The 22497-nt window shown below is 35.7% G+C and carries 17 protein-coding genes; 4 read left to right on the plus strand and 13 right to left on the minus strand.

The annotated features are described in order from the left end of the window. Positions 1-149 precede the first annotated feature (149 nt). From lhgO to AC3G7N_RS14045, 3 genes are all read right to left on the minus strand, one after another. Entirely contained in the window at positions 150-1349 is a 1200-nt protein-coding gene (gene lhgO / locus AC3G7N_RS14035) for an L-2-hydroxyglutarate oxidase (RefSeq protein ID WP_489422795.1), read from the minus strand. 18 nt (positions 1350-1367) lie between these two features. Further along, the gene (locus tag AC3G7N_RS14040) at positions 1368-2657 is read right to left on the minus strand and encodes an Nramp family divalent metal transporter (RefSeq protein WP_489422796.1); all 1290 of its coding nucleotides are present in this window, start codon (positions 2655-2657) and stop codon (positions 1368-1370) included. Positions 2658-2943: 286 nt separating this feature from the next. Continuing rightward, a complete protein-coding gene (locus AC3G7N_RS14045) occupies positions 2944-3639 on the minus strand; it encodes a FadR/GntR family transcriptional regulator (protein WP_489422797.1) in 696 nt (231 codons plus the stop codon). A gap of 204 nt (positions 3640-3843) precedes the next feature. On the opposite strand from AC3G7N_RS14045, the gene AC3G7N_RS14050 reads away from it, so the two are divergent. Beyond that, positions 3844-3999, plus strand: coding sequence for a hypothetical protein (locus AC3G7N_RS14050; RefSeq protein WP_489422798.1), 156 nt, complete (start codon positions 3844-3846; stop codon positions 3997-3999). Here the strand turns inward: AC3G7N_RS14050 and AC3G7N_RS14055 are convergent. From AC3G7N_RS14055 to AC3G7N_RS14095, 9 genes are all read right to left on the minus strand, one after another. Next, positions 3983-5146, minus strand: a complete 1164-nt coding sequence (locus tag AC3G7N_RS14055; RefSeq protein ID WP_489422799.1) for a CDP-glycerol glycerophosphotransferase family protein — start codon at positions 5144-5146, stop codon at positions 3983-3985. The genes AC3G7N_RS14050 and AC3G7N_RS14055 overlap by 17 nt on opposite strands. 13 nt (positions 5147-5159) lie before the next feature. Beyond that, the gene (locus AC3G7N_RS14060; RefSeq protein ID WP_489422800.1) at positions 5160-6431 is read right to left on the minus strand and encodes a CDP-glycerol glycerophosphotransferase family protein; all 1272 of its coding nucleotides are present in this window, start codon (positions 6429-6431) and stop codon (positions 5160-5162) included. Between the two features lie 26 nt (positions 6432-6457). Further along, positions 6458-7198, minus strand: a complete 741-nt coding sequence (locus AC3G7N_RS14065; RefSeq protein ID WP_489422801.1) for an SDR family oxidoreductase — start codon at positions 7196-7198, stop codon at positions 6458-6460. Next, the gene (locus tag AC3G7N_RS14070) at positions 7198-7887 is read right to left on the minus strand and encodes an IspD/TarI family cytidylyltransferase (protein ID WP_489422802.1); all 690 of its coding nucleotides are present in this window, start codon (positions 7885-7887) and stop codon (positions 7198-7200) included. Before AC3G7N_RS14070 ends, AC3G7N_RS14065 begins: the two co-directional genes overlap by 1 nt. 120 nt (positions 7888-8007) lie before the next feature. Further along, a complete protein-coding gene (locus AC3G7N_RS14075) occupies positions 8008-9357 on the minus strand; it encodes a GW dipeptide domain-containing protein (RefSeq protein ID WP_489422803.1) in 1350 nt (449 codons plus the stop codon). A 99-nt stretch (positions 9358-9456) separates the two neighbouring features. Further along, complete coding sequence (locus tag AC3G7N_RS14080) at positions 9457-10710, minus strand: peptidoglycan recognition protein family protein (protein WP_489422804.1); 1254 nt, start codon at positions 10708-10710, stop codon at positions 9457-9459. A 180-nt stretch (positions 10711-10890) separates the two neighbouring features. Next, positions 10891-12222, minus strand: a complete 1332-nt coding sequence (gene tagH / locus AC3G7N_RS14085; protein ID WP_489422805.1) for a teichoic acids export ABC transporter ATP-binding subunit TagH — start codon at positions 12220-12222, stop codon at positions 10891-10893. A 14-nt stretch (positions 12223-12236) separates the two neighbouring features. Beyond that, the gene (locus AC3G7N_RS14090; RefSeq protein ID WP_489422806.1) at positions 12237-13064 is read right to left on the minus strand and encodes an ABC transporter permease; all 828 of its coding nucleotides are present in this window, start codon (positions 13062-13064) and stop codon (positions 12237-12239) included. Between the two features lie 136 nt (positions 13065-13200). Further along, positions 13201-15318, minus strand: a complete 2118-nt coding sequence (locus AC3G7N_RS14095) for a CDP-glycerol glycerophosphotransferase family protein (protein ID WP_489422807.1) — start codon at positions 15316-15318, stop codon at positions 13201-13203. A gap of 167 nt (positions 15319-15485) precedes the next feature. Between AC3G7N_RS14095 and AC3G7N_RS14100 the strand changes: the two genes are divergently transcribed. Then, positions 15486-17048, plus strand: coding sequence for a glycosyltransferase (locus AC3G7N_RS14100; protein WP_489422808.1), 1563 nt, complete (start codon positions 15486-15488; stop codon positions 17046-17048). 57 nt (positions 17049-17105) lie between these two features. Here AC3G7N_RS14100 and AC3G7N_RS14105 read toward each other — a convergent pair whose 3' ends face one another. Beyond that, the gene (locus tag AC3G7N_RS14105; protein WP_489422809.1) at positions 17106-20423 is read right to left on the minus strand and encodes an N-acetylglucosaminidase; all 3318 of its coding nucleotides are present in this window, start codon (positions 20421-20423) and stop codon (positions 17106-17108) included. A 443-nt stretch (positions 20424-20866) separates the two neighbouring features. On the opposite strand from AC3G7N_RS14105, the gene tagD reads away from it, so the two are divergent. Both tagD and AC3G7N_RS14115 read left to right on the plus strand, forming a co-directional pair. Next, on the plus strand, positions 20867-21265 hold the full coding sequence (gene tagD / locus AC3G7N_RS14110; protein ID WP_489422810.1) for a glycerol-3-phosphate cytidylyltransferase: 399 nt from the start codon (positions 20867-20869) through the stop codon (positions 21263-21265). Positions 21266-21314: 49 nt separating this feature from the next. Continuing rightward, positions 21315-22442 (plus strand): CDP-glycerol glycerophosphotransferase family protein, encoded by a 1128-nt coding sequence (locus AC3G7N_RS14115; RefSeq protein ID WP_489422811.1) that lies wholly within the window; start codon positions 21315-21317, stop codon positions 22440-22442. Positions 22443-22497: the final 55 nt, after the last annotated feature.

Below are 22497 nucleotides of genomic sequence, written 5' to 3' on the forward strand. Positions count from 1 at the left end.
AACTCGGGAGGGCTCTTGATCGACTTTGGTGTTTAGCCGATCAACTTGGCTACCCTGACGATCAACTTCCATTTACCTTTATACACGAAAGAAGCGAGGTTGAATATGCTTAACCTCACTTCTTTTTTAAACACATTCCAATTACTTTTTTATACACGAACTCTTTTCTCGAAATAATTAACGATTTCTTTTCCAATTTCAATGGAGGCTGTTGCTGCTGGTGAAGGGGCGTTGCAAACATGGACAGCTCGTCTATCCTGTATGATAGCGAAATCATCCAACAAGTTCCCTTCATGATCAAGAGCCTGAGCACGAACACCAGATGTTGCTGGTCTGATATCGTCTTCCACAATATCCGGAATGAACCGTTGCACATCTTTTATAAAAGCCTTCTTACTATAAGAACGATAAATTTCTTTTAATCCTTCCGATAAATTGCCCCGCGCCATTTTCAAAAATCCTGGATAAGTTGTGCCTTCCATAAAGTCTTTGAAATGGAAATCGGTTTTTTTATAGCCTTCGCGTTTAAAACTAGGGACAGCATTCGGTCCGATTAAGATTCTGCCGTCCATCATTCTGGTAAAATGAACACCTAAAAACGGAAAATCGGGATTAGGCACTGGGTAAATGAGATGCTTAACAAGGTGACGTTTCTCAGGCTTCAATTCATAGTATTCACCGCGAAATGGAATAATCTTCATATCTGTTTTTATGTTAGCCATTTGTGCAATCCGGTCACTGAACAAACCAGCACAATTAATCAGATAACGGCTGTGATAGACACCCTTGTTCGTTTTTAGTTCTACACTATCCTGCTTGGTAATGATATCTTGAACCTCTGTATTTAATGCAAGGTCTCCTCCAGTTTGTTGAATCAAATCTGCAAAAGTTTCTGCGACCTCCCGGTAGTTCACAATACCAGTACTCGGGACACGTATCGCTGCAATCCCTTTAACATGTGGTTCAATTCTACTAAGTTCTTCAACCGAAATCTTTTCGACCGCAAGTTGATTTTGGAGACCTCTATCATAAAGATCTTCCAACAACGGAAGTTCATCTTCACTCGTCGCTACAATTACTTTACCGCAGATATCGTGGCGAATCCCATGTTTTTTGCAGAACTCAACTAATTGAAGATTTCCTTTTCGCGCCAATTCTGCCTTTAAACTTCCAGGTTTGTAATAAATACCGGAATGAATTACCCCACTATTTCTTCCAGTTTGGTGAAGCGAAAGTTCTGCTTCTTTTTCTAATACTAAAATCGATGCATCAGGATGCCTCTTACTGACTTCCATTCCAACAGAAAGCCCGACAATTCCTCCACCGATAATGGCAAAATCATAAACCATGCTCCTCAAGCTCCTCCTTTAAAACATATCAATTAGTTCAATTATTCCAAGGTATCCAAATAAGACGACACACCCTGTTAAAACAATATTTGATATCCAACCATTTTTAAATTCCTTACCCACCCGCTTCGTATTTAGGAGGTAGAGCAGCGTAATAGCCAAAAATGGCATAAACAAAGCTCCAAGTGCACCATAAATGATAACAAGTGACACCGGTTTACCGAAAAACAATAGAATCATCGGCGGAAAAGTAAGCCATAGAAGATAAGCACGGTATGCTGGATCTTTTTCTGATACAGGTTTATCAGAACGATTTTCCTTTTTGCGCATCAAGCGAACAAAGTCGGCAAATAGATAAGGGACACCATTCCAAACACCCAACAAGGAAGAAAAGGCTGCAGACCATGCACCGATTAGAAACATCCAACGGGCAAAAGACCCAAACTCTTCACTGAATAAACTGGAGAGGGTTACTAATCCTTCTTCTCCGCCAATTTCAATACCGGTTCCATACAAGAATTCTGCCCCAACGATTAATAGGGACAATGTGAAAATCGCTGTAATGATATACCCGACAGCGGAGTCCATTCTCATCATTGGAACCCAAGATCTTCCTTCCCATTGCTTTTCCCTAATCCAGTATCCGTATGAGGCCATTGTAATTGTACCTCCTACACCACCAAGCAATCCCAAAACGAGTAACATAGAGCTGTCGCCAGTCCGTGGAACAAAGCCACTTATTACATTTCCGATATCTGGGACGAGAATTATTGCCGACCCAACAACTGTCACAAACATAATACCGATCATGACTGTCATTACTTTTTCAAACAGCTTATAACGCCCTGTTAAAACCAGTGCCATTCCGGCCAGTCCATGGATAATTGCCCATGCCCACAAAGGCATAATCGGAAACATCGTTACCATCATAATCGCACTAGTTGACATAGCCGCGGCACCATAACTAAATCCCCAAAGGATCGAGTAAACTCCAAAATAACCTGTTGCCCATTTTCCCAGTGAATGCCATCCTTCAAGGATTGTATTTCCGGTTGCCAGTTGCCAGCGTCCCATTCCTTCCGTCAAATAAAATTTAAAAATGGAACCGAGAAGAATAGCCCACCCTAGCGTTGTACCAAAAGCAGCCCCAGCAACTAAAGCGGCGATTAAATCACCAGTACCTACACCAGTCGCAGCGGTTATAAATCCAGGACCCACCGTTTTTAGTTTACCTTTAAAAGTGGTTGGTGCGGTTGGTTTATTATGAGCAGTTGGTGCCTCATTTTCAATGATTGGATCAGTATTCATTTTAGCAGCCCTCCTATAAATGATTGAAATAGATAAATTGTACTGTCTACAGTTCGTCAACTAGTGAAATTCGCGCAGGCATTAGTCCAAATCGCGCGATAATTCATCAAAACCGCGCAACATTACATTGAAAACGCGCAGTATTAAGTCTTAGCGCTATTTCAAAAGGTTAATGCGCCATAATCCAGTTTTGTGCGCGATTATTAGTTATGCCCGCGCGGTAATCTCACTTAATGCGCGACTCTCTAGTAAATTGCTGAATTTACTGTTAAATAAATGATAGATTTTACAAATATCGTTGTTTAACTTTCTGTAAATGATTACACATCGCTTCTTTTGCCTTATCAGGATTTTCTTCCTGGATAGCTTCATAAATAATTCGGTGCTCATCTAAAATGATACGGCTCCTATCTGGTACTTTTAACGTGTTAGTCCGGCTTTCTTTTAAACCTTCCAAGACTTGATCCGAGATCATATACATCACTTTTTTGATAATAGAATTCTTAGCTGCACTTGCAATCGACATGTGAAATGCTAAATCCTCCTCTGCAGCAATATTTTTATTCATAACAGCATTTTCCAGATCACAAAAAGCTTTGTAGATCACCGCTACATCCTCTTTATCACCACGTAACGCCGCATAATAAGCCGCATCGCCTTCTATCGACTGTCTCAGTTCCATAAGTTCCACGATACCAACCGCTACCCCACGGATAACCGAATTGATTCTTGAAATAATGTCATCCGTGTTGTTTTTTAGTAGGAATACACCACTTCCCTGCTTGATTTCAACTATACCTGCCGATTCTAATACACTAAAAGCTTCTTTAATAGAGGTCCTTGAAACAGAAAAGGTTTCTGCCAAAGTTCTTTCAGAAGGCAATTTCTCACCTTGTGAAATTTCCCCCTTTTCAATTGCTTTTTTAATTTGTTCAACAATATCTTGATACACACGTCTTTTTCTGACAGGCAATAATTCCATAAAGAGGTTCATCCCTTCATTTAGCAAAAGTGGTAAAGTGGCTGGTCCAATTTTGTTGATTATAGCATAAATGCGCTTTCAATTAAACTACTATTTAGATATTTCATTCAAAAACAAAAATTGTAAAAATAGATAGAGTGTGCTTATTCGTGGTAGAATAAGCACACTCTATTGGGTTGTTTCGAATAATCTGGAAGTGTTTTGATGGTTGAAGGGATGAGGGGCGATCGACTTTTTCAACATGCCGATCAACTCGGAAGGCCTCTTGATCAACTTTGGTGGTTTGCCGATCGACTTTGTTCACTTTCGGATCAACTTGCCAATCCTGACAATCAAATTCCATTCATCCCTTGCTCATAATATCAGCTACTATCCTTTCTGTTGCTTTCCCATCTTGATCATCAAAGAATCTACGGCTAAATGTGCTTACAGCTTCAAGATCAAAGGTTCCCTCAGAAATTAACGCAATCAGCGAATCTGTATCTGCAGCTATTGGTCCTGGTATTAGACTTTCATATTCATAATAAAAATCCCGTTCCCGTTTATAATTATCTAAGTCATATGGATAGAATATCATTGGCCGTTCTAGCAAACTATAATCAAAGAAAACAGTTGAATAATCCGTTATTAGAATATCGGTTAAAACGAGGAGTTCCTGTATGGTGAACGAATGGGAAATGTGGTATGCAAAATTAGACGGATTGGATACTTTCAATTTAGATTGCATATACGGGTGCAAATGAATGAACAGTGCATAATCACCAGATAGCGCATCTTCCATTTTCCTTATATCAAATGGGCATTCAAACGCTTCCTGATAATGGCTTTTCCCTCTAAAAGTTGGGGCGTACAATAATAGCTTTTTATTCTTTAATTCCGGGTATATCTCGTTAAACTTTCTCCGCGCTTCTTGTAAGCCTTTCTTATCATAAAAGTAATCCGATCTTGGCACACCTAACGGATAAATATGATCTTGTGGCATACCAAATGCTTCTGCAAAGTAAGGAATTACCTCGTTTGAACTTACGTAGGCCTTGGTGTAGTTGCCATGTATGTTCACATGCTTTAAATAGGATTGACTAGGTCCGAACGGTTTGCCGATCGTACTTAAACCAAATTTTTTCAAAGCGCCAGCACTGTGCCATAGTTGGATAATAGTCACGTTTTCCTTTGGTTTTAGTACATAAATCGGAAAATAATAGTCGTCTACAATAAAGTATTTGGATGTGGCTAGATGATAACATGCATGAATCATATGGAAGATATATGTTAATTTTCCTAGAGGAGAACTATCCAGCTTTCGGAATAATACATGCCTTTTATACACCGGATAATCCTTCTCCATTTGCTGATATACGTAATACAAATTGTCTTTAAGGCTATCTGATCGATAAGAAGCAAAGGTGACCTTCGTGTTATCCAATTTACAAAAGGTACAAAACAACTCATAAAAATACAGCAATATATATTTCACTACAATAGTTGGGGCCAGTCTTAAACGATTCATCGGAATCTACCTCTCACCTGAGGATATTTTTATAAATGTAATCTACTTGTTTCTGTAGCACCTCTGCTTGATTATCTTTTGAATAAAAAATATCTAGTACTCTTTTTCTTTCTCCATGGTATACACTCGGATCATCGATTGCCTTATTCATTTCCTCCAACAGCTCATTAAAATCATTCACTTTCGGCCCTGGGGTCACGTCAAGGTAACTGAAATACATGGCATTCGATTTCTTTAAATATAAATTCAGGTCATAACTGTAAAAAAGTACTGGCCTATCTAACAGTAAATAATCGGTATAACAACTCGAATAATCCGTCACTAACATGTCTGTATATTTTAATACTAATTGCGGATCAAATGTTTGATCACTGATATCAATAATATTCCGATACCCTGTTGGTACCTGTCCATTACTATACATATGCCGTTTGATTAGAAATTTATAACCTACTCTTTCACAAAAATCATTTAATACTTGGAAATCAATAACAAGGTTGATATCTGAATCTAGCTTACCGAGTTTCCGGTGTGTCGGCATATACATCATAACTTTTTCATTTTTAATCCACTCCGGAATGGCTGAATCTTCCTCGGTATCTTTAAAGAACACATCGTTTCTTGCTTGGCCAAGCTGCAAAATATTTTCCTTTGGTACAATAAACGTTTCTGGATAATACGAAGAAACCTTATTGCTCGTGGACACGACATAATTTCTTTTTGCTTGGTTTGTTTTAACAACAAACTTCCCAAAGAATCGTTTTAAACGACTTTTTTCATGAAGTATTTTGTAGGAAAATGTATTCTTATTCGCACCCCAAACTTTTTTCAGACCAACCCCATGCCATGTATTATATGAAATTGCTCCACCTAAAAGTGGTTTGCTAAAGTCATCATTGATTGAATGGGAGTGAATAATGACTTTCGCTCGTAATTGTGTGAAAATACCTTTTAGCGAATGATGGTTATAAGCTAGATAACCTTTTTTCGTAAGATTATCGATAACCTTGTTACTTTTTGAAATCCAAATACATTTCAGACTTGGATTGCTAACCATTTCTTGAAATAAGTATTTCGTATTCCCTCTAAATCCTTGCCCACTCTCGCCTCCAAAGACAATTAGTTTCGTTGATTTAGGGACGAATTTAGATAAAAAGTGAATACTAACAATCAAGGTCCGCTTTCCTAATAATCTAGCTCTTTTTAGATGTGGTCTACTAACCACTAAAAAGATAAGAATCAGTAAAATAACTTGCAGTATCTCTATTAACGTTCTAGCATCCATATTACTACCGCCTTACTTAGTAAAAATTATGTAGTCTGCCTTGAGGCTTGTTGCTTAAAGTTTTCTCCTACTTGTTTTCGTACGACAATATTTTGCCCGTCTAAACAAACACCATCATTTGATAATAAGCGATTAACCACCTCGCCAACATGTTCAGGCTGCATAATTGTACTCGGATCCTCATCAGGTGCTAGTACTTTTCTGAGCTCAGTCGCGCACCGTCCAGGTGAAATACAGTATACGAGTATTCCATAGTCCGAAAGTTCTTCTGATAATGTTTGAGAAATACTAATTAAGGCAGCTTTTGAAGATGCATACGCTAACCAACCAGGACGTGCCGAACTGCCAGCTGTTGATGCAACGTTTAATATCTGGCCCCCCGTTTTCTTCATGTATTTCACCGTTTCTTTCGTAATATTAAATAATGAATGCACATTGACCTGATACGTTTTATCCCAATCCTCTATGGAGGTTTCTAAAAGAGACTTCGGATTAGCGTATCCCGCCACATTGATAAGCATATCGATTGTTCCATATTGTTCACCTATCAAATGGACGATTTCCTTAACTGTTCCATAATCTGTTAGATCAATCGCGAAAAGATGCATATTTTTAGTAGCGTTCATTAATTTTTGGGTTTCTTTTAAGCCCGTTTTGGATCTGGCTATTAACACAAAGTTAGTAATGTCTTCTCGCTCACTTAATTCAATTGCAATGGATCTGCCTATTCCACGACTCGCTCCAGTAATGATACAAGTTTTCGACATTAATAATCCTCCATTAAAATAGATTCTTTGTAAATAGCCTCAGCAATCTTTCTGTCAATTGGTTTCGTTATCTTAATATTATATTCGCTACCCTTTAGAACCAGAATATCCGAGTGGTAATAGTGAAAGTACAAGCTAGCATCCTCTGTAAATTCTAATTTATCGTTCCTTGCGCTATCATGTGCATATAACAGCTTTTTCGCATTAAATTTATGCGGTAATTGCACATTGATCAATTGATCACGTTCCAGATTACCTTCCACTACTGTTTTGCCTTTTAACACCGTAAACGGTATATCTAAGCCAAAGATAACGCTTTCATTTTTAGATTGAATTAATGTTTTGTATGCCTCATAGGTAACAAATGGCCGAACAGCCTCATGAATGATGACATTTTCTGAACTAGCTTCTAGAAGGCCCTTATAAACTGATTCTTGTCTAGTGCTTCCACCTTCCATGCAGATAATCGGTGTGGAAAAACCATAATCACTGATGATAGCCTGTGTCTTTTCGATAAATTCAGAAGGACAAGGAATGATTATTTCGGTAATTTCCTTAATGACATCAACCTTTTCCAGAACATGAATAAATATCGGTTTGCCGGCTAACAGCAAAAATTGTTTGGGAATCGTTAGTTGCATTCTTTTCCCGATACCGCCGGATAACAAAATAAAGCTGTGATCGCTCATGACTTACCCCCTATAAAAAGTTATTTATAAGAGTATATTTACTTTCAATGGAAAATAGAATTGCGGAAAGATAAAAAGGCTAATCTGTTCAAAACACAGATTAGCCTTTCTTGTTTCTATTTAATTTTTTACATATGCCTCATGAATCCATGCTCTTTTTCCATCTAAAAATCCCCGATACCAGACATTACTTCCAACTGTTTCCGTCAAATCCACTTTAAATGTTGCGCCTTTATAGGTAAATAAGTTGTTAAAAACAATATTTTTAGAGCCGCCCCATGCTTTATTGTGGGCGGTGCCAGTTCCTTTAACTGTTAGATACTTCGTATCACTATCAAGTCCGATATGTTCATGCGTGGATAGATCTTCTGCTTTTACCCAACCTACTACGCCTTCTGTTTTGCTTGGTTCTGTACTGATTAAATAAAAGAGTTGGTCATTTATTGTTGCTTGCTGCTTAATATAATAGACAGCATTTGTATATTGTTCTCCAGCCTCTGCATATTTCGCCTTACTTCCAAGTGTGTCGTGGATTCTAACGTCCGCACTTCGAATATGACCCAATTTGCTCGTATTACTTTTTTCTACATCTGTTACATAACTATTGTGTAACCAAACCTGTTTTCCATTCAGCATTCCGCGGTACCATACGTTACTTCCTATCTTTTCAGTAAGGTCCACAACAAATCGCATACCTTTTAATTCAGGCATATCACCATAAACTAAATCTTTGGATCCGCCCCAGGCCTTACTGAATGCTTCCCCAGCACCTTTGACATAGAAAATCTTTTGATCACTGTCAACACCCGCATGTGTATGTGTCGACATGTCTTCAGACTTCACCCACCCTACTACACCAGTAACCCGACTTGGTTCTTTACTAATTAGGTAGTATAACTGACCATCAAATTTCGCTTCTTGCTTAATATAGTAGACTGCGTTTGTGTATTGTTCTCCGGCCTTTGCATAGTTGGAAGTGTTTGTAACCGTTTGATAAATCCGAACATCGTTACTACCGATGTGACCAAGTCTACTTGTGTTGTTTTTCTCCAACTTTGTTACGTAACTTGAATGTAACCATGCCGTTTTACCATTTAATGTACCTCGGTACCACGTGTTACCTCCAACTGTTTCGGTTAAGTTGACAACAAAACGCGCACCCTTTAATTCAGACATGTTTGCAAAAACAGTATCTTTTGATCCGCCCCAAGCTTTAGAATAGGCAATTCCAGTTCCCTTGATAAAAAATAATTTTTTATCATTGTCTACGCCAACATGCTCGTGGGTTGATAAATCGTCCGCTCTCACCCAGCCGAGTACTCCAGTTATGCTGCTTGGCGCTTCACTTATCAGAAAAAATAGTTCTCCATCGACTTTTGCTTGTTTTTTAATATAATAAACTTGGTTAATATTTTTTGTTCCAACGACACTGTTATTAGATAGATTAATTAAATCATTGTATATTCGCACTTGATAGTGTAGGTGGAAATATTTGGTATAGTGGAACACTAAACGGCAAAAATGTATGGATACATGCAAGCAATGTTGCGAATATACAGGAGAGTTCAACTAGTAGATTAGGTCACATCCGCAGCTCTGGTCGCCATAAACAATGTTCTTTGAGCCACCCCAAGGTTTATTGTAAGCAGAACCTGTCCCTTTAATGACAAAAGATGCTACATGGCGATCCAATTCGGTATGATCATGTGTTAATAGATCATTCGCATTAACCCAACCTATTCCGTCACTATTTAAAGTTGGTGCCAAATAGTAAGTTTCCCCACTAGATTTAGCTTGTTTCTTTATGTAATAGACTTGATTTGTATAAGTCTCTCCGGCCTCACTATATTCATTTGTATTCTGAGGGTCTTGATAAATGCGTACACTGCTTGACTTAATATGTCCAAGTTTACTAGTTTGCAATTCAATAAGCTTGTCATATTTTTCAGTAACAAGTTCCACAAAATTATTCCAGTCGTAACCCCACCTTGCAAAGTATCCGTGTGGGTCTGTATGATTGGTCCCCCCAAGATATTTGCTTACAGCATCGTGCGACCATAGCGTACCTTCCCCATTATTTTCTGCACTTTTTACTCCAAGGTTATATTTAACTAGTAATGTTGCAATGTAATTTGAATAATTATTGATAGATTTTACAAATTCAGCATAGCTATGAACACGGACCAGTTCAACGTGAATAAACCGTTGATTCGCATAAGGACCTGCTCCCCAGGCAGCGTATTTGGTCGGATGAATTTCAATAACACGTTCATCATCTATAAATGCATGAACAAATGCATTGTTGTAATTACGTGACATGTAAGCAATTTCCTGTGTAATGGTCGAGAAATTATTTGCGGTTTCATGCGCTATTACACCTTCTACTTGCCCTACACCATCACGATAACCGAATTTCGGAAACTCACTATTATGGCTAAATTCAGTTGAAACTGGTGACAATTCTAGTGTATCTATTCTATTATTCACATCTGGAAAAGTTGAAAAGGTACTGTAACCTCTGCTACGTGAACGATCTTGAGCTGCTTCTTTTTCATGCTCACTTTCCACTATTCCGTCTCGTGAACCTAACGGTACATATTGCAATTCTTTTTCTGATAGTTTACTAATATCTACCCCGTTTACAATTGTTCCCTTTTTAATTCCGAATTCGTTTACTTCTTTTTCTACTGGTTCCGTATCTACTTCTTCTTTGTCAGTAACCTTGTTGCCTTCCTCTTTTTGTGAATCCTCAGCATATGTATAAAACGGATTGAATGAACTACAAACCATAAGTGCAATAACCAATATAACTAATCGTTTCATTATTCTCCTCCAAGAAAATTTTTGTGATTTTACTTACACCTTATATCGTCAATATTCGCTATTTAGTTAATAGAATACCGCAAAATTTAATGCTATTTCTTAAATTACGACAAAAAAACTAATCCAAGATGGACTAGTTTATGTTTGTATATAAGCTGACTTAGACGCTTTAAAAAAGATTTAACGATCCAATTCCTTTAAATCACTTTCGTGTATCCACGTTTGCTTTCCGTTCAACTTCCCATAATACCATAGGTTTGTTCCAACCATCTGTGTTTGACTTACTTCAAATTCACTGTTTTCATATAATTTCAGATCAGGAAATACATGATTTTTTTTGCCGCCCCACGCACGACTGAATCCAGTTCCTGAACCATTTATATTAAAGACCTTGTAGTCGTTATCAATCTCTACAAGAGGATGACTAGACACTTCGGATGCTTTCATCCAGCCTATCACGCCATCCTTTGCGCTTGGTTTATTACTTATCAAATAAAATAATTCATTGTTATAGGCAGCCTCTTTTTTAATATAATAAACACTGTTCTTGTTACTTTCAGATGGCTCCTTTTCTATTACATCGGCACCTTGAGAATAGATAAAAGAATTACCACCTTTAATGTGACCCATGCGACTAGTTGGTCGTATTGTGCAACTGCCATCACCAGTACGAATGGGTTCATCATTGGCTGACCCCGCTCCATCATCCATCAACTTATTAAGTGATTCTTGATCATGTTCTAATGAAAACCTTCTATATGCATCTCGTTCTTTTTTTGACATCTTTTGCCATCGTTGTAAAAACGCCTCATACTTTGGTATAACCTCATCCACAGGCCCGTACGCTTTCACCATTCCAAATTCCAGCCATAAAATCTTTTCGCAAAATTTCTTCATTTGACCAATTGAGTGACTGACAAAAATCATTGTCTTACCTTGTTGTTTAAATTCATTCATTTTATTCAAGCTTTTCTCAGCAAATGCTTTATCTCCTACTGATAAAGCTTCATCAATTATTAAAATATCAGGATTCACATTAACCGATATGGCAAATCCTAAACGAGATTTCATCCCACTTGAGTAGGACTTTACTGGTTGGTCAATAAATTCACCAAGTTCTGAGAACTCTATTATTTCTGGTTCTAAATCTTTAATTTCATTACTATTGAATCCTAACATTAAACATTTCAGTTCGATATTATCTCGTCCAGTCAAATCGCCTTTAAGACCAGATGCAACAGCGATTAAAGAGACTTGTCCAATAGTTTCAATATTTCCGCTGGTTTCTGGAACAATTCCAGCAACTATATTAGAAAGTGTTGACTTACCAGAACCATTGATTCCGATAAAACCGATAACATCGCCTTTCTCAGCTTCGAAACTCACATCGGTTAACGCATAAAAGTCTTTTCCATAACTTTTAGGTGTAATCATATCTAATAATCGTTCTTTCGTCCCGTTATATAATTTATACTTTTTTGTAATATTACTAGTAATTATCGATTTTTTCATATCATCACAAGCCCTTATAAGTAATCAATAAAGTGTCTTCTAAATTTAACATGTAGCATAGACCCAAATAGGAATAACACAATGACTACACCCCAGAAGTATAACGTATAGTCCCAATGTGTGATGAAATGCCATTCAGTTCCAAACAAGGCAGCCCTATAGCCTTCAATTAGGTAATACAATGGATTTAATTTCAATATTTCCGTCATTATTGGCGAGAAATCATTTAGAATAGTTATTGGCCACAGTACTCCCGATAAATACAAGCCCATGCGTAAAGTCGAATTCAGAAACATGTGTACATCTCTTATTATTGTAGAAAGTGTAGATGTTATGAGCGATATAGAGAATATTAAACAGAAAGTGGCGAAAATAAAATAAATAAATTGTAAGTAATAAATGTTAACAAAGTATCCTGACAACTGAAAGATAATTATAGCTATTGTAAGCATAAATAAATGGATATAAAACTTCGAAAAAATAACAAAGTTAGGGATTATGCTCATCGGAAAATTCATTTTAGATAACATGCGCAATCTACTATAAATCGATTTTGAACCTTGAATTGTTGACTGATAAAAGAAGATCCATAATATAAATCCTCCAAGCAACCAATTAATAAATGGCACTTCCACGCCAGGTGCTATATAAATCTCATTATGTTCTCTTAGAGCGCCAAATACGAACCAGTAAATAAGAATCTGTATGGATGGATTTATTACCTCCCAAGCCATACCGAGGTAATTATTTTTATTTTGGTTTTTTATTTCATATGCAGAAAGTCTTTTTATTAAATAGAAATGGTTTAATTGCTCTTTAATCACTATTATTGCAGCTTTCATAAACGTGTCCTTTCACTTGAACATAATAATAATAATATTACCTGGAATTTATACATTATTAAATTATACAAGTTACACTTATAAAAGACAATAAATAAAAAGGCTTACCCCATTATAAAGAGGTAAGCCTGACTCGTTATTTCTTAAATACAGCTTGCACAACCCTGTCAGTAGCATGTCCATCTTCTAAATAACAAAACTTTTCATGAAATAGTTTTGTCTTATCCGAAGGACTGAATCCTTCTTGATCAACTTCTTTAATAGCAGAAATAACCTGCTCTGTGTTTTTCACCATTGGACCTGGTGCCTTTTCTTCAAAATCAAAGTAAAAACCACGTAAGTTATCGCGGTAATCGTCAATATCGTAAACAAAAAATATCATTGGTCGTTTCAGGTTTGCATAGTCGAAGAATACAGAAGAGTAATCTGTAATTAATAGGTCAGCGATTAAATATAACTCCCTGATATCCTCATGTTTTGATAAATCATAAACAAATCCTTCAAATCCAGTTAAATCCAAATTCTCTGCTACCAGATAGTGAAGACGTAAAACAATTATATAATCTTCGCCAAATTCTTCTCTTAAACGCGCTAAATCAAGTTCTAAATTAAATTTATACTTTCCTTTAGCATAAAACTGGTTATCGCGCCAAGTTGGTGCATAAAGTATAACCTTTTTATCCTCAGGAAGTTTAGTAGATTGCTTAATTTGAGTTATCGTTTCTTCATTATTTGAATTCAACAGAAAGTCATTTCTAGGATATCCCGATTCAATCATTTCCCTATTAAATTGGAACGCTCTCTTGAAAATCTCTGATGAATAAGCGTTAGGAGAAACTAAATAATCCCACTTACTAGCTTCTTTTAAGAAATTCTGTTTGTATTTCTCGGTATTTGTACCGGGCATATGAACTTCATCCATGTCAGCAGCAAGTCGCTTTAAAGGTGTGCCATGCCATGTTTGCAAATATTTTGTATGCTTGGGTTTTGGTATCCAGAGCGGCAAACGACTATTAGACACCCAAAAACCTGCCCGCGCCATCAACAATAACCATTGTATTGAAAAACGGCGAACATGTTTAACATTCTTATCTTCAAAAAACTTCATGTGTCTGCGATCGACACTCCAGTACATGTCATAGGAAGAATCATTTTCTAACAAGTATTCATAAATAGCCCTTGGGCTGTCGCTATATTGCTTACCTAAAAAGCTTTCAAACATGATTAGCTTTCGTTTAACCGGTAATTTTCCTAATATCACAAAAGCAGTTTTATATAAATTCTTCAAGGTATTACTTCTCCTAAACCTCACCCACCTGGATCGCAATTTACGAAACACTTCATTTTTTACATTGTACTCTGAAATCTGCAATGAGAGATATTTTGATTTACGTGTAGGTTTCATTTTAATTTTCATTTTCTTATTGTTATATTTCAAGAAATTTACTTGAGATGGGTTATTTAAATGGTTGCAACGGACTCTTGTACTTCGGATAGATTGTTGAATTCCCTCTATTTCGTATGTTAGCTCCACATAAAATTTAAAGTATTTCGTTTTATCCAGAACAATGTGTTGAAAATATTCATACTCTCCACTAAAGCCAACATCTATCAGTTTTTCATTCTGATTATACTTTTCAAACAGGTCCTCCCTTTTATTTTTCTTGATAGGAACTTCTACTTCTGTATCATCCAAATTATTTGTTACGATCACTTTTAAATCAATCAGGGTATAGTCATCTGTAAGATACAATGGGGCATAATTAAAGTGTCCTGAAAAGCTTAATTTATCGTTCGACAATCGGACTTCCTCAAAAGTACTGAATAATTGATACTCGTTTAAGCGAAAAGAAACATTTCCTTTTTTAGTAGTAAACGGGTAGAAAATCTTTTCTTTTTCAGGAAATATGATAGTATTGAATCGCAAATTATCATAATTACTTTTAATTCTTGCTCTTGATATTGTCTCGTCCTTCACCTTGACTATCGATAAATCCCAAATCTCATGGGTGAAGAACTTATCATTATGTAAATTAAAGGTAAAGGTTAATTCAAATATGGTATAATATTCCTCTTTTGATATAATAGAGTAATCAACTTCTATTATTTCTTCACCGTACCTGTGTGTTAAGGCAAAATAATAGGAGTCAAGTTCGCTGATATATTCATTACGAAAAGGAACATGAAGGGTATATGTATTATTAAGAACAATTAAGTCTATCATCTTTTTGTTTTTCAATTCGTTTACCGACATGATGAGTGTGAACTCCTCTCAAATGTGTAATGGTACAATCATATTATATATACGAGTTGACTCTTTTTCAAATCTATATAATATTATTTATTTATAGTACACTATTTATTAATGTTACATCAATTATACATGTAACATATCTTGGTCTGAAAAGTGAGGTATTCCAAATGAAACCAACAATGTATTTCTTAATGAACTCCATCGAATTAGAAAGAGGTGGTCTAACTAGGGCTTCTTTAAAACAGGCTTCTTTCTTTGCAGAATTGGGTTATGACACGTACATGCTTACTTTTAATTTTAACCCGAAATATCCTCGTATACGTAAAAAGCTTTTGGAAATGAATAAAGTGCATAAAGATGTAACTATATTAAATATGTACGAGGAACTAGAGGGACATAATGGTCCATTGTTAACCGATGCACGATCAAAAAAAATCCCTTTACACGAATTATCTGATGGTAACCCCGTTGACAAAAGAGAGGGACATAACGCATATAGAGTATATAAAAATGGAATTTATACAAAATATATAGCATTTAATAAAGATAATTCATTAGATTTCATTGATTACTTTAATGAAAATAGATATCGAACAAGACGGGATTCGTATGATTTAGCTGGGAACGTTAAGAAAGTTACTTACATGGATCTGCCCTTGAACAAACCTCGCCAACTCATCTATTATGATAACGATGGTAATGCTTACCTTACTCAATGGAACAATCCTAACAATGGTAAAATACAACGGATTCTTTTATTTAATGAGGATTCTTCAGTTAGGGAAACATTTGTAGATGATGATGTATCACACAAAGTTGATTGGTTGACTAAGGTAGTTAATAGAACGGGTAGCAAAGAAAATGTTGTTATATCAGATACTAGAAGTACGGATGAAGTTTTAATTAATTTCAATCACCCTAAGGCAGCTACAATTTGGCGACTACACAGTAGCCATTTAGACGCACCATTTGAAGTAGATTCGCCGATTACCAAAGCTGTTAAGGATGGAATAGAAAATGTAGACAAGTTTAACGCAGCAGTATTTTTAACAGAAGAACAAAAGCAAGACGTTATCAGCAAAATTGGTAATGAAGCTCCTTACCAAGTGATACCACACTACCACGAAAATAATAATGGTAAATCAATCAAGAGATTAATTTCTAAAACGAGCAAAAATATGAAACTAGGCATTGTGGTAAGTAGATTATCGACTCTAAAAAGAATTGATCATATCATTAGAGCCTTTCAGCTCACCGTAGAAAAAGTACCCGATGCTCAACTGGAGATTTGGGGGACCGGTGATCAGTTTGATACCTTAGAAAAACTGATTAAGAAGCTTAAACTAGAAAAGAATGTATTTATGAAAGGTTATTCACATACACCAGATGATATCTATCAAAAGGGAATCTTTTCTGCATTAACATCTAAAAAAGAAGGCTTTGCATTGTCTGTAATGGAAAGTATGTATAACAAAACACCTGTTATTAGCTATGATATTAAGTATGGACCAAATGATATGATTGTACATGGTGAAAATGGATTTATCGTTGAAAATGGAACTATAGAAGGCCTTGCAGCAAAAATGACTTATATGTTTGAAAATCCAGAAAGAGCAATTGAAATGGGCAAGAATGCGAATAATTATATTGAGAAGCATTTTAGTAAAGACATTTATAAAGAGAAATGGTTAGAGGTGGTTGAATTCGCCCTAAAAAATAAATTTCAATAAGATGAGCCAAATCATAAAAATAAAGACAAGCGGATTCTTCCGCTTGTCTTTATTTTTTTATTTATATACTGGTATATCTAAAATCAATTTGTAACCATTAAGCAGGCTATATAAATTACTCATTCTTTCCGTTTGTTTAGAAGCCCAGCGTATATCAGTTGCATATTGGTGTCCAAATCTACCATTATTACTGGCAAATAAAGGATCCCAGCGTATTTTATATAATGTATCTTGTCCCTCACTAACGTAATTTTCTCCTACAAACTTTGCTCCACCCTTTATAGCTAGTTCTGGTGTGAACCATCCCTGTTCATAGGCATAATTTGCTCCGCATAGTAAAGGACAATCATCGTATGCTCCTGTTCCATACATGTTGTATACGATTTGCTCACCCTGCTCACCGTCTACTTTCACACCGGTAGCTAATGGTGAAGTACCATTCCCTGTTTCTAATAAAGCGTGAGAAATTAAATATATCTCGTTAACTCCATATGTTCTACTTGCTTCAACAAATGCTTGTGCTTTACCTTCCAAAATGCCTTTTCCGTTTAGAATTTTTTCATTCACTTCATTTACATCAATTCCAGCTGTTTGTGATAGCTTCAGGAATTGAAGTTTATCTCTAAAAGTATCCAAAAAGTTTGCTGGATTTAAATAATATCTCAGATCAGTTTTATCCGGTGTTACCCATCCAGATGTATACGTAATATTATACCAAATATATTCTTCAGAACCTATAGCACTATCTAAAATATGATGAGTGGAATTTGGAGAAACTTGTCCACCTATCGAGTACATTGTGCCAGGTCCCCGCCTTAGATTCCAAACATTATTATTAATCGTACCAACACCATCAGTTATGCTATCAAAGGCGTCTTCACGAATCCATAATTTATATCTTTTATCAGTCTGAGGAGTAGCTTTCATTTGAATATCTACCATTTCATCCAGGGTCATGTTATAAAAAGTACTGAGATCAATAACCTTTTTTAGAAATGATTCATGGATCCAAACTGTTTTGCCACCCAATTGACCACGATACCAAATATTACTTCCTACTGCTTCAGTTAAGCCAATAACAAACTCTTCATTTCTATAGTTAGAAAGATCACTGTACACTTCATTTTTTGATCCTCCCCAGGCCCTGTTGTAAGCATTACCTGTTCCTTCGATATAAAATGTTTTTTGTTCACTATCGACTCCAACATGTGAATAAGTTGATAAGTCTTCTGCTTTCACCCAACCCACTACGCCATTTACTCTACTTGGTTCCAAGCTAATCAGATAATAGCTTTGACCTTTAGCAACAGCTTGTTCCTTAATGTAATACACTTGATTTGTGTATTTTTCTCCTGCTGTTATATATGAGGATTCATTTTCTGGGCTTTTGTATATTTTTACTTTTGAACTTTTAATATGACCTAATTTACTCGTGTTGCTTTTAATATAAGGCTTAACAAATGCTTCATGTAACCATATTGTTTTCCCATTCAATTTACCGCGATACCACGTATTGCTTCCTACAGCCTCTGTTAGGTTTACAGTGAACTCTTCATTTGTATATTGTGACATATCTCCATATACTAAATCTTTTGATCCACCCCATGCTTTACTGTAAGCACTTCCTGTTCCTTTAATGTAAAAAGATTTACTATCACTGTCAACACCAGTATGCGAATAAGTTGATAAGTCTGCTGCTTTTACCCAGCCTACTACTCCACTTGTTCTACTTGGTTCCAGGCTTATTAAGTAATACGTTTGTCCACTTGTTACAGCTTGTTCTTTAATGTAATATACCTGATCTGTATAGGTTTCTCCTGCAGTTTTATATGATGAGTTACTATGTGGATCAGAGAATATTTTTACATTTGAACTTGCAATATGCCCAAGTTTACTTGTAGGGCTTTGGCTATGCGTTACTACATATGCTTCGTGCAACCAAATTGTTTTACCGTTTAATTGTCCACGATACCACGTATTACTTCCTACCGCTTCTGTTAGATGAACAGTGAATTCCTGATTCGCAAACTTAGACATATCTGCATATACTAAATCTTTAGAACCACCCCATGCTTTGGAATAAGCACTTCCTGTTCCTTTAATGTAAAAAGATTTACTATCACTGTCAACACCAGTATGCGAATAAGTTGATAGGTCTGCTGCTTTTACCCAGCCTACTATTCCATTTGTTCTACTTGGTTCCAAACTTATTAAGTAATATGTTTGACCTTTTAGCTTAGCCTGTTCTTTAATGTAGTAAACTTGATTTGTATAGGTTTCTCCTGCCGTAAATGAGGGAGATTGACCTAAATTCTTATAAACTGGTACGCTTACGCTTCTAATATGACCAAGTTTACTTGTATTGCTTTTTATAAAAGTTTCTACATATGCCTCATGTAACCATATTGTCTTACCATTTAATTGACCGCGATACCATATATTACTTCCTACTGCTTCTGTAAGATGAACAGTAAATTCCTGATTTGCAAATTGGGACATATCTGCATGTACTAAATCCTTTGATCCACCCCAGGCTTTGCTGTAAGCACTGCCTGTTCCTTTGATATAAAAAGTTTTAATGTTACTGTCAACACCAGTATGGGAATAGGTTGATAAGTCTGTTGCTTTTACCCAGCCTACTACTCCACTTGTTCTGCTTGGTTCTATACTTATTAAGAAATAGGTTTGACCTTCTATAACAGCCTGCTGCTTTATATAATAAACTTGGTTTGTATACTTTTCTCCTGCTGTTATGTACGACATGTTTGTTAAGTTTTCGTATATTTTTACACTTTCGCTCTGGATATGACCGAGTTTACTTGTATTACCCTTATTAATATCGGCAGCAGAAAAAGTGTTAGGCTCAGTTAATGTATTGAGCGACGCCTTTTTCTCAGTAGATTTCTCATTTACTTTATTAGTTGTATCAGGTTCTTCTACTTTATCAGTTAGATCAGATTCTTCTTCCTGAATTAATTTTTCTTCTTCCTTTGCTGAACTATCCTTTTCTGTACCATTTTCATTTTCTTCTGGGTTTACTTTATCACTTTCTTGGGTATTATCTAATGTATCCTGCGTATTTTCTTTAAGTTCGTCTTCTGTTTTTAATGAAGATTCATTTTGACTTTCATCTGTTTCTTGTTGTGAAGTTTCATTGTTTGTATCTTGTTCTGTATTGGGGGTACTTTTCTCATCTTTTGCTACTCCCTCTTCAGTTGTACTCTTATCTTTTGATATATCTTTATCTTCTGCTTGTGTTGTCTTTACGTCTGATTCATCCACTTTGCTGTCTATATTACTGTCTGCGAAAATCTGACTGGGAATTGACAGACTAAAAAGCAAGAATGTGATGATTACTATTGCTGTTTTTTTCATTAAATAAAATACCTCCGCGCTAAAATTAAGAATTAAAACTACTATCCCAAAACCCGAGTCTTTCTACCACTACGCTTCTTTAGAATCTAGTTCCATGAAACATGTTTCAACAAACCACCACTTTCCAATGAAAAATAGTATACTATCATAGTATGCATTATTTTCTGTCGAAAGTTAATAGATTATGTGCAAAAAATTCCAACTTCGACTATTACTAATCTTTCAAATATAAAATCTCTTAACAAAAAATGCTTGTTTCTATTCTAAGGGATTCATAGTATAATAAGGAACAGTAGTATTTTGTATTTATATCGTATAAATATGAAAGTTATGTAGTATCATTTACAAATTTCTGCAAAATGTTCTTTTAATGATTTTGTTACTTCAATGTAAACAAAGTATAGTATTATATAATATAAATCGTATTTCTTGGAGGTTATTTTATGAAAAAGGTAATCACTTATGGAACGTTTGACTTACTCCATACAGGTCACATAAATATATTGCGCCGTGCAAAGGAATTTGGAGATTATTTGATGGTGGCAATATCATCAGACGAATTCAACGCACTGAAGGATAAAAAAGCGTATTACAGTTTTGAGCAACGCAAAGCAATTCTAGAGGCAATTAGATACGTTGATGAGGTAATTCCTGAGCACAAATGGGAACAAAAAATAGAAGATGTCCAAAATAATGATGTTGATGTATTTGTTATGGGAGATGACTGGAAAGGCAAATTTGACTTCTTGAAGGATCATTGCGAAGTTGTCTATTTACCACGAACAGTTGGAATTTCAACCACTCAAATTAAAAAAGACTTAAAAAAGTCGAATAATGGTTAGAGAACTCGCCGTTACTGTGTACCTTTTTGTTTTTCTTACACTCTTTAATATGTTTAAACTATTTCCTCAGAAGAAGAAAACAATTTTTGTTGCTTCATTTGGGGATAATATTTTGTTTACACTAAAAGAGTTGGAAAAACAAGTCGATGAACAGGTTGTTATTCTGAGAAACTCCCAATGTAAAGTGGATTTTGGACAAACTTCTATTGGTAAAGAATTATCATTTGAACTGTCGCACTTCTTTAGTTGGATTCAATCGATCTATCATTTAGCCACTGCCGATAAAGTGTTTGTTGATAATTATTATGGTTTTTTAGCTGTTACAGTTTTCAAGCCTAATGTTCAATGTGTTCAATTATGGCATGCAGCTGGGGCTATTAAACAATTTGGCTTAAAGGATCCTTCAATTGAAGGCCGATCCCTGCGAGCATATGAACGATTTCTGAAAGTTTATCAACGTTTCACTCATGTTACAGTTGGATCAGAGAAAATGGCTACTATTTTTAGAGAAAGCTTTGGCCTTTCAGATGAAGCGATTTTACGTACGGGTGTACCTCGCACAGACTTTTTCTATGACACTACTAAAATGCGAGAAGTAGAACGTGAATTAAAAGCTAGTTTCCCGGTGATAAGTCGTAAAAAAGTAATCTTATATGCTCCAACCTATCGAGATGATAAGCTCAATGACGCGAAGATAGCACTTGATATTCAGAAACTTGAGAAACAATTTTCAGGGGAGTATGTCTTATTTTTAAAGCTTCACCCAGCAATAAAGCGCGACTTCTATAATGCTTATTCAAATTTTGTTTATGACGTATCGGACATGGCCGACTTAAATGAACTATTGGTTATTTCTGATATTTTAATTACTGACTATTCATCTATTCCTTTCGAATATTCATTGCTTGAACGTCCGATGATATTTTTTGCTTATGATAAGGACGAGTATGAAAATTCCAGAGGATTCTGGGAAAATTATGAAAAACTTGTTCCAGGTCCGGTTGTGTACAATACAGATGATCTTTTACACGTTATTAAAAATCAAGAATTTGATTTAAAACAAGTGAGGGATTTCGCACAAAAATGGAATTTGTATTCACGAGGAAATTCTAGTAAATCGCTTATCATGTCGCTCTATACTGATGAAGAGCAATATAAAGTTGCCGATCAAAACTAATAAAAATTCCATTAGAAAAGGATCCCAAAATGGGATCCTTTTCTTTTTAGTACTC

This window comes from Virgibacillus carmonensis, assembly GCF_057836705.1.

Excerpts from the sequence above, each read along its gene's own strand:
- AC3G7N_RS14105 (WP_489422809.1), bottom strand. The coding sequence starts at position 20,423 with ATGAAAAAAACAGCAATAGTAATCATCACATTCTTGCTTTTTAGTCTG.
- AC3G7N_RS14090 (WP_489422806.1), bottom strand. The coding sequence starts at position 13,064 with ATGAAAGCTGCAATAATAGTGATTAAAGAGCAATTAAACCATTTCTAT.
- AC3G7N_RS14060 (WP_489422800.1), bottom strand. The coding sequence starts at position 6,431 with ATGGATGCTAGAACGTTAATAGAGATACTGCAAGTTATTTTACTGATT.
- lhgO (WP_489422795.1), bottom strand. The coding sequence starts at position 1,349 with ATGGTTTATGATTTTGCCATTATCGGTGGAGGAATTGTCGGGCTTTCT.
- AC3G7N_RS14065 (WP_489422801.1), bottom strand. The coding sequence starts at position 7,198 with ATGTCGAAAACTTGTATCATTACTGGAGCGAGTCGTGGAATAGGCAGA.
- tagH (WP_489422805.1), bottom strand. The coding sequence starts at position 12,222 with ATGAAAAAATCGATAATTACTAGTAATATTACAAAAAAGTATAAATTA.
- AC3G7N_RS14040 (WP_489422796.1), bottom strand. The coding sequence starts at position 2,657 with ATGAATACTGATCCAATCATTGAAAATGAGGCACCAACTGCTCATAAT.
- AC3G7N_RS14095 (WP_489422807.1), bottom strand. The coding sequence starts at position 15,318 with ATGTCGGTAAACGAATTGAAAAACAAAAAGATGATAGACTTAATTGTT.
- AC3G7N_RS14115 (WP_489422811.1), top strand. The coding sequence starts at position 21,315 with ATGTTTAAACTATTTCCTCAGAAGAAGAAAACAATTTTTGTTGCTTCA.
- AC3G7N_RS14045 (WP_489422797.1), bottom strand. The coding sequence starts at position 3,639 with ATGGAATTATTGCCTGTCAGAAAAAGACGTGTGTATCAAGATATTGTT.
- AC3G7N_RS14050 (WP_489422798.1), top strand. The coding sequence starts at position 3,844 with ATGGTTGAAGGGATGAGGGGCGATCGACTTTTTCAACATGCCGATCAA.
- tagD (WP_489422810.1), top strand. The coding sequence starts at position 20,867 with ATGAAAAAGGTAATCACTTATGGAACGTTTGACTTACTCCATACAGGT.
- AC3G7N_RS14100 (WP_489422808.1), top strand. The coding sequence starts at position 15,486 with ATGAAACCAACAATGTATTTCTTAATGAACTCCATCGAATTAGAAAGA.
- AC3G7N_RS14070 (WP_489422802.1), bottom strand. The coding sequence starts at position 7,887 with ATGAGCGATCACAGCTTTATTTTGTTATCCGGCGGTATCGGGAAAAGA.
- AC3G7N_RS14055 (WP_489422799.1), bottom strand. The coding sequence starts at position 5,146 with ATGAATCGTTTAAGACTGGCCCCAACTATTGTAGTGAAATATATATTG.
- AC3G7N_RS14080 (WP_489422804.1), bottom strand. The coding sequence starts at position 10,710 with ATGAAACGATTAGTTATATTGGTTATTGCACTTATGGTTTGTAGTTCA.